Genomic DNA, 13056 nt, shown 5'->3' with positions numbered 1-13056 from the left:
CCCGCGGAGCGGGTCCCATCGCGCTGCGCGCGATGCAAGCGAACACCCGCGCTGCGCGCGGGTGTTGCGCTTCCGCTCCGCGGAAGCGTGAGCGGCTCGCTGCGCTCCCCGCACCAACTCCCGCTCTTCGCGTGGGAGTTGGTGCTCCTTGCGCTGCGCTTCAGGAGCGGGCCACTACGTGGCCGGCCCCGCGCTCCGCGCGGGGCTTGGGGCGGTTCTCCGCTGCGCTGCGAACCGCGTGCCTCGCACTGCGTGCGAGGCATCGGGCCACGCTCCGCGCGGCCCGGGCTGGCAGCGGTAAGGGGTGGGCCCTGCCGTGGAGCCGGGTGCCGTGCTGGCAGCCTCCCCCTTGGTCGCGCATCAGGGGGGAGTGCGGTGCGCGGGCCGGCCGAGTTGCCGCGCGGCCTGTTGGGGTTGCTATGCCGGCCCACGGTCGTTCCGAGGTCAGTTCTGCTGCTGTTCGGTGCGGCCTTCGAAGTCGCGCCGGACCGCGGCTCCCTGATCCTCGATCAGTCCGGCCTGGTCGGGGAGGTCGAGGACCGCACCGCAGTGGTTGCACAGCTTCCCGTCTTCGGCGGGCGTGCCGCAGGCCTTGCAGAACCGGTTGCCTCGAGTGTTGTCAGTGTTGTGGGTCATGGCTCTCCTGGTCGGGTGGGCGGCGATGAATGCGGAGTACCCGTAGCTTGGGTGCTGATTCTTCGGCTCGTCTGCTTCATTTTGTGATTAGGATAGAGTCTGGAATCGAGTGGCCGTGCCTCTGTGAGTGTCTGGCCTGCTGGAGGGAAGTCATTTTTGGCTCCAGGTCCGAGGACGCGGACCTGTGCTTTACGGATGGGCTGCTGACCAAGTCCCTTGGCAGCCAAGGCTAGTTGCCCGTATTGCGGGGTGAGGACTGTCGTCCGGCTTGCAGGAGGATTGGACCGTAGTGGCTGCGAAGGAACTCCGTCCGCATCAGCGGGAAGCCGTGGATGCAGTACTCCGGGTGCTTGAATTGCCTGCAAGATCGTCTGTGCCCGAGCGGGGCATGCGGACCCAGGTGATCATGGCCACCGGATCGGGCAAGACCCTCGTCGCCGTGCGCAGCGCGGAGGAGCTCCGGGCCGGCCGTGTGCTCGTACTCGTGCCCTCCCTGGACCTCCTCGCCCAGACCGAAGCCGCCTGGCGCGAGGCAGGGCGCACCGGGCCGATGATCGGGGTCTCCTCCCTGCGCGGGGAGGAGGCGTCCTTCCCGAACACCACGGACGTGGGCGAGCTGGTCGCCTGGGTGCGGCCGTTCGACAAGGTCACCGTGTTCGCCACATACGCCTCCCTCGGGCTCGGCACGCTGGAGCGCGCACACCAGGCCGGCCTTCCGGGCTGGGACCTGATCGTCGTGGACGAGGCGCACCGGGTTTCGGGCAGGATCGGCAGGCCGTGGGCGGTCGTCCACGACAACACCCGCATCCCCGCGCTGCGCCGGCTCTACATGACCGCCACCCCACGGTTGTGGCAACTCGACGAGGACACCGAGACCGCACCGGGCGCACCCGGTGAGCTGGTCGCGAGCATGGAGGACTCCCCCGACTCGCCCTTCGGCAGCCGGTGTTACACGCTGACGCTGTCCGAGGCGATCGACCGCGGGATCTGCGCGCCGTACCAGGTGGTGTGCCTGGACATCACCGACAGCCAGCTCCAGGCGGCGCAGCTGCTGGGTGTGGAGGCCCGCTCGGACGAGGTGCGGGGGGCACGGCTCGCTGCTCTGCAGACGGCGCTGGTGAAGGCCTCGGCCGAGGAAGGCTTTGGGCGAACGCTGGTCTTTCACCACCAGGTGAAGGAGGCCGAAGCGTTCGCGGCCGGTCTCCCCCGCGTGGCCGGCCGGCTGCACGCCGCGGATCCCGGGCTGTACCCGCGCGAGGTGTGGGCCGACTGGCTGTGCGGCGAGCACCGGGCTGGCCATCGGCGGCGGGTCCTGGACGAGTTCTCCCAAGGGATCGCCGCTGACGGCACGGTCGTGGAGAAGACGTTCCTCGGCTCCGTGAGGGTGCTCGGCGAAGGCATCGACACCTCCCGCTGCGACTCCGTGTACTTCGCGGACGTCCGCGGCTCCATGCCCGACCTCGTCCAGGCCGTCGGCCGCGCCCTGCGAGTGCGGCCGGGCGAGGGCAAGATCGCCTCACTCGTCGTACCCGTCCTGCTCGGGCCCGGCGAGACGGTGGACAGCATGCTCACCTCCCGGGCGTACGGAGGGCTCGCGAAGCTGCTCGAGGCGCTCCGGGCGCACGACGCCCGCGTTGTCGAGGCACTCGCCGAACCTCAGGCGCGAAGCCGCGTCAGAGGTGTCCATACTCGCTCCGGAGAAGGGAACGACGAGGCCGGAGAGGGCCCGGATGCCGACGAGCAGGCCCGGCTGTCGATGCCGGCCCGGGACCTGCTGAAGTTCTCCACCCCACGCGATCCCGCCCAGTTGGCCGCCTTCATCAACCTCCGCGTCCTCAACCCCGAACACGCTCACTGGCGGCGCGGCATCGAGGCCGCCACCCTCTACCACCGCCACCACGGCGACCTCCGCGTCCCCTTCACCTACCGCATCCCCGCCGGCAGCGACCAGGCGGCGGAGGACGAGGGGCGGCCAGCCACACCGGCCAAGGCGCCAGGCGAGGGCCAGCAGGCCCCTAGGCCCAAAGCGGAAAGTGAGACTTGGCCAGCCTCACTCGCCGACTTCCCCCTCGGGCAATGGATCGCCGACGCCAGAAGGTTCTACACCCGCGGCGACATGGACGAAGACCGCGCCGAGCAGCTAGAGAAGCTGGGCATGATCTGGAGCCACTTCGACGTCGCCTGGGAAGACGGACTCGCCGCCGCCCGCGGATGGGCACAGGAACACGGGCACCTCGCGGCACCGACCGATGCCACACACGCCGGCTACCGCGTAGGGCTATATCTGAAGAACGCGCGCGCCGCCGCCCGGCGAGCGGTGGTGGAGGAGCAGCGGCGGGCCACAGGGCTGCCCGGGGCGTCGGCGGCCGGTGTGCTGTCGCAGGAGCGGCGCGAGCAGCTCGAGGACATCGACCCCGCATGGTGTCCGGCCTGGTCGGTGGACTGGCAGCGCTGCTTCCACCTCGTCCGGCAGCACCTCGACACCGGCGGCACACTCCCCACCGAACCCGACACGGTCGTGCGCCAGGGCGAAGACCTCGGCCGATGGGTACGCACGCAGCGACTCGGCTTCGACAAGCTCACCGGCGCCCAACAGTGGCTGTGCGAGCACGTCCTCGGGATCACACCCGCAGCCGAGGACGAGAAACCCACGCCGCGACGCAGCCAAGCCGACAAATGGGCCCTCAACCACGCCGCCGCCACCCAGTACTACCAACGCGAAGGCCACCTCCGCGTACCCAGACACCACACCGAACGGATCGTCGTCGACGGCGCGGACGGCGGCCACGACGGCGAGAAGGCGGAGATGCAGGAACACCACCTGCGGCTAGGGGCATGGGTCAGCAATCAGCGCTCCAGAGCCGCGACCCTGTCACCGGAGCGCATCGAGCAACTGGCCGCCATCGGCATGCGATGGGCGTGACCGCCACCAAGCGCGACCGCCCAGGCGCAGCGGCCGCACCGCCTACCCGACTGTGAAGCGTACATATGGCGTACGGAGTGCGTACAGAGCGGGCGCTCTGGGGCGCTCAGCCTGTGTTCCACGGGGCTGGCGGATGCGGGGCAGGGAGGTACGGGGCGAGCTGGGCTTCGAGGTCCGCGGTGCGTTTGTCGAGGAAGCGGTTGTTCTGGCGTGCGCTGGCCAAGCACTCTTCTGCGTGCTGTTTGGCCTGGGTGAGCTCGCTGCTAGCAAGGCGGCGGCGCGCGGGCTGACGCCGAGGTGCTGCTGAACGCGGCCGGACGGCAGCTCCTGGTCGGCATGTGCGGCGGGGAGGAGGCCGTGGGGCTGTGGCGTGTCTCTTTACGCGCTAGGACTACCTACAACCCACCCGGGCCGCACCCCACACAGAGCAGCGGTTCTGCAGGGCCAGCCTGTCCTCGAAGCCTTTGGCATGCGCTGGTAGCTGCCGGGCCGGGTCGTCCGCAGGCCCGGTTCCCGCAGCATGAACCTCGGTGTGCGTCCGGTGCATTGCTGCTGCTCAGTGCGGCATTGCACCGACCGGCAGAAGCATTTGAGCCCGCACCAATTCACGTGCGGGATCAAATTTTTCGCCTCGTCCGAAAGTTTTTTGCTCGCTCGTGTGACGTTCGCACTTTCAGCCCGCATAGAAGCTAACGAGCGCGTACAACCAGATCTCTGTTTCTCGCGCGCGCGAGTTGAAACTGATGGCTCGGAGGGGCAGTTCAAGACGGGGAGGGCTGCATGACAAACGAGATATCAGCCGCTGAGGTCCTGGACGACATCCTTCCGGAACCGCGTACGGCGCGCATCGCGCGTGACGTCGCGGTGGTGGAAGGGCTGGCCGCACACGGCTTCGAGGGCCCGGTCTACAAGACGTTCGAGGACCGGCTGTGTCGTGAGGCCTGGCCAGCGCTGCGGGGCATGCTGCGCACGGGCCTGCTCATCCAGCTGTCCGTGAAGTGGTTCACCGACCGCCAGATCGTCTTCTTCGTGCCCCCTGACCACAGGGACCTGCTGCGCACCAGCGGCCTGGAGCGGGACGAGCTGCTCGTCGACATCGTGCTGCCGGCGCTGCGGAAGTTCCGCCTCAAGGCGCTGATGGGTGGCGGCTGGAACCCCGAGTATCGGGGGCCGAAGGGTCCCGGATGCCTGACGTCGTACTTCATCGGGCTGTGCATCTTGGAGTTCCGTCGCGCCTACCTGAAGTGGGCCAAGCAGCGGGCGCGGCTGGCGGAGCGGGAGGCCGCCCTGCTGGACCCGGAGGCGTTCTTCCGTCTGCGTCCCGCGCTGCCGCACCTCGCGGAGCCCGAGGTCGTGCTGTTCACGGGGCCGTTCATGGAGCTGCTCGACGCTCAGCCGGCCGAGACGCAGGCCGTGGTGCGCCTGACGTTCGAGGGCTACGCGGACAGCGAGATCGCCGAGAAGCTCAGGTCGACGGTCGGCGCCGTGCGCAACCGCCGGTCACGCTTCCGCACGGTCCTCTATGAGGCGGCCCGTGAGCGCCGGATATGGATCCCGACGCCGCTGCACGTCGACGGCGATCGCACGAGCCAGCGGAGTGCCGCGTGACCACGCATGACGTGTTGTTCCTGATGCTCACCGTGCTGGTCCTGGTACTGGCCTCGGTTCTCGTAAGCATCATCGGCTTCGGCCTGGCCCGGTGGACCGGCGCTGCGGTGCCCGACGCCGTCAGCCGTGCTGCCCTCGCCTTCGCGGGCACGCTGACGATCGGCGTGGCCCTCCTCGGCGTGCTGATCACTGCGGTCAAGTAGCGCAACAAGCTCCACGGCCGAGCGTCACAGACGCCCGGCATTACGACATACCCCATACGTCGGCGGAGGCCCAGGCTCTGGCCCGGGCCTCCGCGGGTTGCGCGGCTTGGGCGGTGGCGGTGTAACACACGGCCCATCTGCTGCTGTCGGGCATTCGACTCGCTCGACTCAGGGTGCGACGGCGGTCCGCTCCCCGTTTACAGCGGGCCTGCGCCACTAGCGACCGTGCTCGGCACAGTCCCGTCAATCACGCCGCACCGCCACGCCTCCTGCTGCCCGCCCCTGCTTGCCCACGCTCACCGCCTCGCCTCTTGGAGCCAGCCCATGACGACACCCCGCGTCCACGACGTTCTCACCATCGCCGCTGCCAGCCTGACAGCGCTGAGCAAGGCCCCTCTCTGGCTCGCGCTCACCATCGCGCTCCCCCCGGTGCTGTTCGCCCTGGCACGGATCTTCAACGAGGTACTTGCCGGGATCTCCCGCTACCGCACGGCTTCGATGAGATGCAGGCAGGAAGACAGACTCCTGAGCGGAGCCACCGACATCGGCACCGCGCTTGCCTACCTCGAGCGAGTACAGGCTTCGCCCCTTGCTCCGTCTGCAGTGGGCGAACCGACATCGACGCCCACGAACGTGGCCGACCCCCCACCCGCTACACCGCCATGACCCCCACAGCCGAATCCGGGGCGAGTGAGAGTGCCGCGGACGGACGACCATCGTCCTCGACGACCGTCCCCCAACCGCCGACCGCCGGCTCCTCGTCTTTCTCCGCGCCCCTCACTGGCGGTCGTTCCTATGCTGAGGCGCCCAGGCGGCTGAAGGCCCAGCGCAGCATCTCCTGGTCGACGCGGGTGCGGCCGGTGCGGGCAAGTGCGGTGCGGGTGTGGGCGGTCAGTCTCGCCCATGCGCGGAAGTTGCCGTGCGCGGCATGTTGGTCGGCGAAGGCGATGTCCTCGGGGTCGGCGTCGGCCCAGACCGGATGGAACAGCGGGATCACCTCGAGGACCTCATCACGGGTGAGGCGGGTGAACTGCTGCCAGATGAAGATGCGGGAGGACAGCATCGCCTCGCGGCGCAGCACGGTGTGGCAGCCCGCGCCGCCGACGAAGATGATCGCAAGCTGGGTGGAGGGCTCGTCCCAGAGGTAGCGGAAGTATTCGAACGCCTCCCCGTTGAGCCACTGGGCCTCATCGACGAGGAAGGTGCGGGGGCGTTCGGCCAGGGCCGTTTTCAGCAGGCGGTCGAACTCGCTGGGGTGGCGCGGTGGTTCGCCGGCCAGATCGAGGGCGGTGAACAGTTCGTAGCGCACCGCGCGGGCGGTGGGCCTGGCCCGGAAGGTGATCTTGCGGACGTCCTCGCCGGGTTCGAGTGCGCGCAGGCAGGTGTTGACGGCGAGGGTCTTGCCGAAGCCGGCGCCGCCGTGGATGCACATCATGGCGCGGGCGGCGACGGTGTCGGTGATGTTCTCCCGGGCAGTGAGCAGGGCGCGGGTGGTGACCACGTAGGCATCGGGCAGGTCGACGTACTGGTAGGTGGCCGCGGTCACGAGGCATCTCCTGCGGGCCGGGAGCCGGGCTTCGGCACAACGGCCGCCGACGGGTGGGCTGGAGTGGAGGCGGGCGGAGGCGGCGCTGCGCCGGCCGCGAGGGCGGGTGGGGTGCGCCAGTCGGCCGGGGGCGGGGCGGGCGGGATCAGGTCGGGCAGGGCCAGCCGTGCGGCGTCGGTGTAGTCGGCGGCGGCGAGTTCATGGTCGGCCTGGGCGGCCGTGATGGCTCCCAGCCGCTGGGCGGGCTCCGCGCTGGTGGTGGGGGCGAATCGCTGGCGGCGCAGGCGTTCGGCGGCCTTCGCGTCGGAGCGCAGGCGCCGGGCGCGCTCCGAGCGTGCCTCGCGTAGCGCCTGCAGCTGCTCGGGGGTGGCCGCGTCCGCGAGGTGCGCCGGGCCGAGGTGGCGGCCGCGGGCGTCGCAGACCTCGATCTCGTGGTCGTGGTGCGGCATGTAGCGCACGCGGACTTCGCGGCCGGCCTGACCGGTCATCCACGCGGCGACGTAGGTACGGCCGCGCCAGCTCACGCCGTGGCTGGTCAGCTTCCGGGGCCGGCCGTCGTCCTCGAGGGTGAAGGCCCACAGGTCAGCGGCAGAGATGTCGGTGACAGGCGTCGGATCGGCCTGCCACGCCTGAAGCGGTGTACGGCCTGACAGGGATTTCGGGCGGTGCGCGGTGTTCCACCAGTTCGTCCACTCCAGGACCTCCGCGGTGAAGTCCTGGAACGACAGGGCGGACACTGCTCCCGCGCTACGCCCGCGCCGGCGAGGCCCGGTGGGCCCGGCGCTGTAGCCGGGCAGGGCGGCGAACAGCATCCGGTCCGCGGCCCGGTTGAGGCTCTCCACCGTGCCCTTCAGATGCGGGCTGTAGGCGGGCAGGTCTTTGACCGTCACGCCCATCGCGCCGAGTGCGGTGGTGACGGTGGCCGACAGGAAGTCCCTGCCCCGGTCCATCCTCACCAGCTCCGGCACTCCCCCGGCCGGGCCGTAGGGCTCGTCCCGCACCACTGCGGCGCGCAAGGCGGCCAGTACCGACGCGCGGGAGGGATGGCCCGGGGTAACAGCGGTACCGGTGATGACCTTGGTGGCGGTGTCGATGAACCAGGTGATCCACGGGCGCACCAGGTCACCGTCGGTGTCGACCAGCAGCGGGGCCTGGACGTGGTCGGTCTCCCAGGCGTAGTTGCGCCAGGACGGTGGCCGCTTGCCGAACACGTCATGGGCGCGTGCTGCCTCCGGTCCGGTGGCGAGACCGGCGCGCTCCCCCGCTGTCAGGTCGCGGCGCAGCGCGCGCAGGAACGTCGACAGGGACGGGACCGGATCCAGCAGCGGCACCTGCGACAGAGCGGCCCCACCCGGAACAGCTAGCAGGTCCGGCGGGACGGACATGGAAGCGCCGGTCGTTTGCGCTGGTGGGCCCCCAACCTCGGCTGCGGCGCGTTCCATGAGCTGGCGGTGCACTGCGGAGGCGTTGCCGTGCCAGTACGCCAGCAGCACCCGGATCTCCGCGGTGATCTCAAATCTGCCGGTGTGGCGGGCTCCGGGGTGCGCAGCGGCCGCCGGGCTCTGGGATGCCTCGGCCAGCCACCGCCACACCGTGCGCTCCGATACCCCCAGACACTCCCCCGCCAGCCGCACGTGCTGCCGCGAAAGACCGCCCCGGGCCCGCAGCGCCAGCAGACGACGCACCGCAGGCGCCCGCAGCGCAACCAGCGACTGCTTTTCGAGCACACCGGCCGGATCCCCCGGTGGTGGCAGCCGCTGCCCTCCCCCGTCAAGGCCACGGCCGTCGTTGATGCCCTGCGCTCTGCTGTCCGTCATCGCGCCGTTTCTTCTCCTCGCCGAACGGGGTGAGGTTCTCTGCCGTCGGAACCGGTGTGCGCCGGGCACGTGAGAGGGGCCGGGGCCGTCATGAGTACGGGCCGAGCCGGGCGCATGCCCGGTCGATCGCGTCTCGCTCCACTCCCGCACCGGGGTCGCGGCCCCGGGCGGCGCAGACATGCGAGGTGATCTTCGCCCAGGTACGGAAGTTGCCGCGGGCGGTCTGCTCATCCGCCCGCCCAAGGTCGGCCGGATCCGCGTCCTCCCACACCGGGTGGAACAGACCCAACGTCCGCGGCACGTCCTCCGTGTCGAGGCGGCTGACCTGGTGCCAGGTCAGGACGCGGGAACGCATCGCCGCTGCCCGGGCCAGTGCCCGCTCGCTGCCCGCCCCGCACAGCACCAGGGCAGCCGTGCAACCCGGCGAGTCCCACAGCTGCCGCAGGTAGTCAAGCACCGGTGGCGACAAGCGCTGCGCGTCGTCGAGGAACAAAACACCCGGCTCGGTCAGCGCCTCCGCCAGCGCCTGGTCGGCCGGTCCGGCACGGTGGGTCAGGGACCCCGAGGGCAGCCCCAGTGCCTCGCACAACGCGGCCCGCATCTGCGGCAGCCCGGGTCTGACCCCCACCACGGCCCGCCACACCGGCACCCGGCCGGGCAGCAGATGCAGAGCCTGCTCGACCGCGACCGTCTTCCCCAGCCCCGTGTCCCCGTACACGCAGCCGATCCCCCGCGCGGCGACCGTGTGCCCCACCGCCTCCACCACGGCGGCCACCTGCCGCGTGGATACCAGCCGCGCCCCCGGCGCGTACAGGCGCACCCCACCGGACACCCGGGCACGCGCAGCAGTCTTCAACGCGCCGGCCCGTTCCTCACCACCCGTACCGGACGGCTCGGCATCCGGGCCGTCCACCACCGGCGGACCGTCCGCACCTTCTGCGAAACCGAGTTCGGCCAGTGCCCGGTCATACCGGCTCGGCTCCACCCGGCCCGACGCCGGGCGGGCGATCTGAAGCGCCCGGCCCGCCCTCAGTTCGTCCTTGATCGCGCGGTGCAGCGTCGCCGACGACGGCACGAACTCCGTCCCCCAGTGGTCCAGCACGCCCTCGTCCTGCGCCCGGAGCATCCTGCGGCGCAGCTCGGCGACGTTCCCGCCCACCTGGGTGAGTACCTCCCACAAGGCGTCGCCCACCGTGAACCCGCCCTGCCGCGGCCGGGCCTGCACCCGCCCCTCGCGTCCCTCGGCCAGCCACCGCCATACCGTCCGCTCCGTCACCCCCGCCAGCCCGGCCGCGATCCGCACGTGCAACGACGACAGGCCACCCTCACCCCGGTCCACTGCCAGCAGCCGCCGTACCACCACGGCCCGCTCCACCCGCCCAGCCACCGCCACAGCAGCCGGACCCGGCGCCGTCTTCCCCACTGGGGTTCCCGAACCCGTCACAAGGCCAACCCCACCGCCCCGGCCGCCCCTCCACAGGAAGACCGGCAAACCCAACACAGCCGGACCGCGATCTGCTAGCCACACCGTGACAGCCACCTAGTCACCCCATGACAGCAGCCGATCTGCACGTCGCTGCCGATCCCAGACCGGAGCAGCTGCGCTGTCGGGCAGGATGGGCCGATGCCCGGTGAGCGCTTCTTCAACGATGACCCCATCGACGGGAGCGCCGGCGCTCCTGACCTGCTGGGGCGCCGGCAGTACGCCCGGCATGCCGTCGGACTTCTCCACCAGGTGCGCGAGCAGAGCGAGTCCGGAGTCCTCGCGCTCATCGGTCCCTGGGGTTCCGGCAAGTCATCCGTACTGCAGATGGCGATCCAGCACCTCAAAAACACGGTCGCCAGCGCCGATACCAGCGTGTGGTCGGTCGCCGAGCTGAACCCGTGGATGTACTCGGACCTCGAATCACTCACGCTGGCGCTGTTCAGCGAGATCCGCGCCGCCCTCCCCGACGATGGCCAGTGGTCCGAACTACGCAGGAAGGTCGGAGCGTTCGGGCAGGCGGTCAGTCCGCTGGGAAAGCTCACGGGACTGCTCGGCCTGGACTCCTCGGAGCTGATCAAGCTCGTCGCCGAACGCGTAGCGGGGGACACCAGCGCCTCGGCCGCCAAACGCACCGCCGAGACGGCCCTGCGACAGGCGGGCCTGCCGGTTCTGGTGGTCATGGACGACCTTGACCGACTCGCCCCCGAGGAACTGCTGGTCGTCTTCAAGCTCATCCGCCTGGTTGGCCACCTGCCGAACGTGTACTACCTGATCAGCTTCGACGAGCAGACTCTTCTGGACGTCCTGCGGCGAACCGACCTCGTCGGCTCGAACGACCAGCGCGCCCAGGAATTCCTGGAAAAGCTCATCCAGGTCCGGCTCGACCTACCGGCTTTCCGTGACCGCGACATCGCCGCCATGACCACGCGTCTCCTCAACGCACTGCTGGACTCCCACGGGATGTCCATGACTCCGGACCAGGAGCGGCGCTTCTCCGAGGCGTATTTCCGCCACCTCCTAGACCGGCTGAGGACCCCGCGGGCCATCAAACGCTACTTCGGACAGGCCGGCGCGACGCTCGGCTCACTGGCCGGGGAGGTCGACATCGTCGACTTCCTGGTCGTCACCTTTCTGCGGACCAGCGAGCCAGGCGTCTACCGGATGCTGGGAAGGCACCGCGCCGAACTGACCGGCACCAGCATCGACCCGGCGCTGCACCGCGACTCCAGACCCGGTGAACACGCCGAGCGATGGAAGGAACGCCTGCGCCAGGCCGGCGTTGCCCAGGACAACCTCGACGGGGTGCTCGGGCTGCTTGGCCTGCTGTTCCCCGCAGTCCGGCAGGCCGTCGGCAACGGCGGCGACCCCCGCGCCGCGGCGCGCCGACGCGGGATCGGCAGCCAGGACTACTTTGACCGGTACGTCGTCTTCACCGTCCCCGCCGACGACCTCCCAGAAACGGTCTTCGAGCAGGCTCTGGCCCAGCTCGCAGCAGGAACTGACGGCGATGAGGCCGCACAGTTGCTGCTCCGGCTCAGAGACGACACCCACCGCATCGTCCGGCGCATCGACCAACTACGCGCCGACAACATCCCCGTACCCTCGGCCGCACTGCTCCGGGCCATGGCCGACAACTACGGCCAGCTGACCGCCGACCCGGAAGCCATGGGCCTGCTGGGCGCCGACAGCAGAGTACGCACCTTGGCCCCGAGCCTCCTCCTCGACCTGCCTCCCGACCAGCGTCCCGCCGTTGTGGCCGCCATGGCAGCCACACCCGATGGAGCAGTTCTGGCCGCCCGAACCCTCCACAGCGCCACCAACCCCGAGGGCACCGCCTCCGAACACGTCACGACCACTGAACCGTGGGCCGCCCAGGCCCGCGACGCCCTCACCGGCCGCCTGGCCGAACACCTCACACCAGCCGCCGCGGGACCCTCCACAGACCTCACCGACCAGGACGACACCCTGATCTGGATGTGGCGCCACACCGACCCCGCCAGCCTCCGCACCTGGCTACGCGCCCGCCTCGACCAAGGATGGGAACTCCTGCCGCTCCTGGCCGCACTCATCACGCCCCAGCAGTTCCCGTTTCCCCTCATCGACAACGACACCTGGGCCGGCCTCGACGCCATGTTCACCCACGACGACCTCTACAACCGCCTCACGCCCCACCTCAACCACTCCCCCGACACCCCACCCCCCATCGACCCACACCAGACCAACATCCTCCAAGCACTCCGCGACCGCCGACCCGACCCACACCAAACAACCCCCGACACCCCATAGGAACAGCCACCCCCACAACAGCCGACCCACCCCACACAGATCAGAAAACAGCAGCCGCTTGGTCACTCCATGACAGCGAACCCATCCCCACACAAAACCCCGGACCAGGCACCCAGCACCCAACCCCGCTGACACCCACCCAATGCCACCAACACGCCCACTCACAGCTTCAGGCGTCCCCGGCCCCCGCCGCCTCGGGCAGGACGAGGGTGCCCAGCAGGGCGCAGCAGGCCTTCCAACGCGGACTTGAGGCCCTGACGCAGTGGATCGACCACGAAGGCCCGGGTCGGCCGGTACCCCGCAAGGCGGTAGTGACCTTGCCCGACGGCACCGAAACGAAACTCGGCGTATGGATCTCCAACACCAAGGCCCGGCGGGACAAACTCGACGCCGAACAACTCGACGCCCTACACAAGCTGGGCATCGAATGGGCCTAGACCTGGACCATGAACCGGCGGCCCGAAGGCCTGCAGCGTGAAAAACCGGCGACCCGACACAGTCACGTGCATGCCCCGTACGGCATGCATACGTGAAGCGTATGCATGCCGTAC

The 13056-nt window shown here is 70.0% G+C and carries 10 protein-coding genes; 6 read left to right on the top strand and 4 right to left on the bottom strand.

Annotated features, from left to right (window positions below):
- Positions 1-444: 444 nt before the first annotated feature.
- A complete protein-coding gene (locus tag ACH5A8_RS14150) occupies positions 445-636 on the bottom strand; it encodes a hypothetical protein (RefSeq protein WP_396318600.1) in 192 nt (63 codons plus the stop codon).
- 289 nt (positions 637-925) lie between these two features.
- Between ACH5A8_RS14150 and ACH5A8_RS14145 the strand changes: the two genes are divergently transcribed.
- The 4 genes from ACH5A8_RS14145 to ACH5A8_RS14130 all read left to right on the top strand — a co-directional run bounded on the left by ACH5A8_RS14145 (position 926) and on the right by ACH5A8_RS14130 (position 6036).
- Complete coding sequence (locus tag ACH5A8_RS14145; protein WP_396318599.1) at positions 926-3559, top strand: Helicase associated domain protein; 2634 nt, start codon at positions 926-928, stop codon at positions 3557-3559.
- A 780-nt stretch (positions 3560-4339) separates the two neighbouring features.
- Positions 4340-5167 (top strand): RNA polymerase sigma factor, encoded by an 828-nt coding sequence (locus ACH5A8_RS14140; RefSeq protein WP_396318598.1) that lies wholly within the window; start codon positions 4340-4342, stop codon positions 5165-5167.
- On the top strand, positions 5164-5370 hold the full coding sequence (locus tag ACH5A8_RS14135; RefSeq protein ID WP_199208785.1) for a hypothetical protein: 207 nt from the start codon (positions 5164-5166) through the stop codon (positions 5368-5370). Before ACH5A8_RS14140 ends, ACH5A8_RS14135 begins: the two co-directional genes overlap by 4 nt.
- 324 nt (positions 5371-5694) lie before the next feature.
- Positions 5695-6036 (top strand): hypothetical protein, encoded by a 342-nt coding sequence (locus ACH5A8_RS14130; RefSeq protein ID WP_396318597.1) that lies wholly within the window; start codon positions 5695-5697, stop codon positions 6034-6036.
- Positions 6037-6163: 127 nt separating this feature from the next.
- On the opposite strand, the gene ACH5A8_RS14125 is transcribed toward ACH5A8_RS14130, so the two are convergent.
- The 3 genes from ACH5A8_RS14125 to ACH5A8_RS14115 form a co-directional block, all read right to left on the bottom strand.
- Positions 6164-6916: an AAA family ATPase gene (locus tag ACH5A8_RS14125; RefSeq protein ID WP_396318596.1), complete on the bottom strand. Its 753-nt coding sequence runs from the start codon at positions 6914-6916 to the stop codon at positions 6164-6166.
- Positions 6913-8733: a Mu transposase C-terminal domain-containing protein gene (locus ACH5A8_RS14120; protein ID WP_399001462.1), complete on the bottom strand. Its 1821-nt coding sequence runs from the start codon at positions 8731-8733 to the stop codon at positions 6913-6915. The genes ACH5A8_RS14125 and ACH5A8_RS14120 overlap by 4 nt, the downstream gene beginning before the upstream one ends.
- Before the next feature lie 88 nt (positions 8734-8821).
- The gene (locus ACH5A8_RS14115) at positions 8822-10096 is read right to left on the bottom strand and encodes an AAA family ATPase (RefSeq protein WP_399001461.1); all 1275 of its coding nucleotides are present in this window, start codon (positions 10094-10096) and stop codon (positions 8822-8824) included.
- A gap of 261 nt (positions 10097-10357) precedes the next feature.
- On the opposite strand from ACH5A8_RS14115, the gene ACH5A8_RS14110 reads away from it, so the two are divergent.
- Both ACH5A8_RS14110 and ACH5A8_RS14105 read left to right on the top strand, forming a co-directional pair.
- Positions 10358-12505, top strand: a complete 2148-nt coding sequence (locus ACH5A8_RS14110) for a P-loop NTPase fold protein (protein ID WP_399001459.1) — start codon at positions 10358-10360, stop codon at positions 12503-12505.
- A gap of 209 nt (positions 12506-12714) precedes the next feature.
- On the top strand, positions 12715-12942 hold the full coding sequence (locus ACH5A8_RS14105; RefSeq protein WP_399001456.1) for a helicase associated domain-containing protein: 228 nt from the start codon (positions 12715-12717) through the stop codon (positions 12940-12942).
- The last annotated feature ends 114 nt before the right edge of the window (positions 12943-13056 follow it).

Origin of the sequence: Streptomyces sp. NPDC018610, assembly GCF_044391765.1 — a bacterium.
GTDB lineage: Bacteria > Actinomycetota > Actinomycetes > Streptomycetales > Streptomycetaceae > Streptomyces.
This window is presented reverse-complemented; position numbering and strand designations above follow the sequence as displayed.

Bases quoted from the DNA above. Each gene is read 5' to 3' on its own strand.
- ACH5A8_RS14150 (WP_396318600.1), bottom strand. From the start codon at position 636: ATGACCCACAACACTGACAACACTCGAGGCAACCGGTTCTGCAAGGCC.
- ACH5A8_RS14140 (WP_396318598.1), top strand. From the start codon at position 4,340: ATGACAAACGAGATATCAGCCGCTGAGGTCCTGGACGACATCCTTCCG.
- ACH5A8_RS14130 (WP_396318597.1), top strand. From the start codon at position 5,695: ATGACGACACCCCGCGTCCACGACGTTCTCACCATCGCCGCTGCCAGC.
- ACH5A8_RS14120 (WP_399001462.1), bottom strand. From the start codon at position 8,733: ATGACGGACAGCAGAGCGCAGGGCATCAACGACGGCCGTGGCCTTGAC.
- ACH5A8_RS14110 (WP_399001459.1), top strand. From the start codon at position 10,358: ATGCCCGGTGAGCGCTTCTTCAACGATGACCCCATCGACGGGAGCGCC.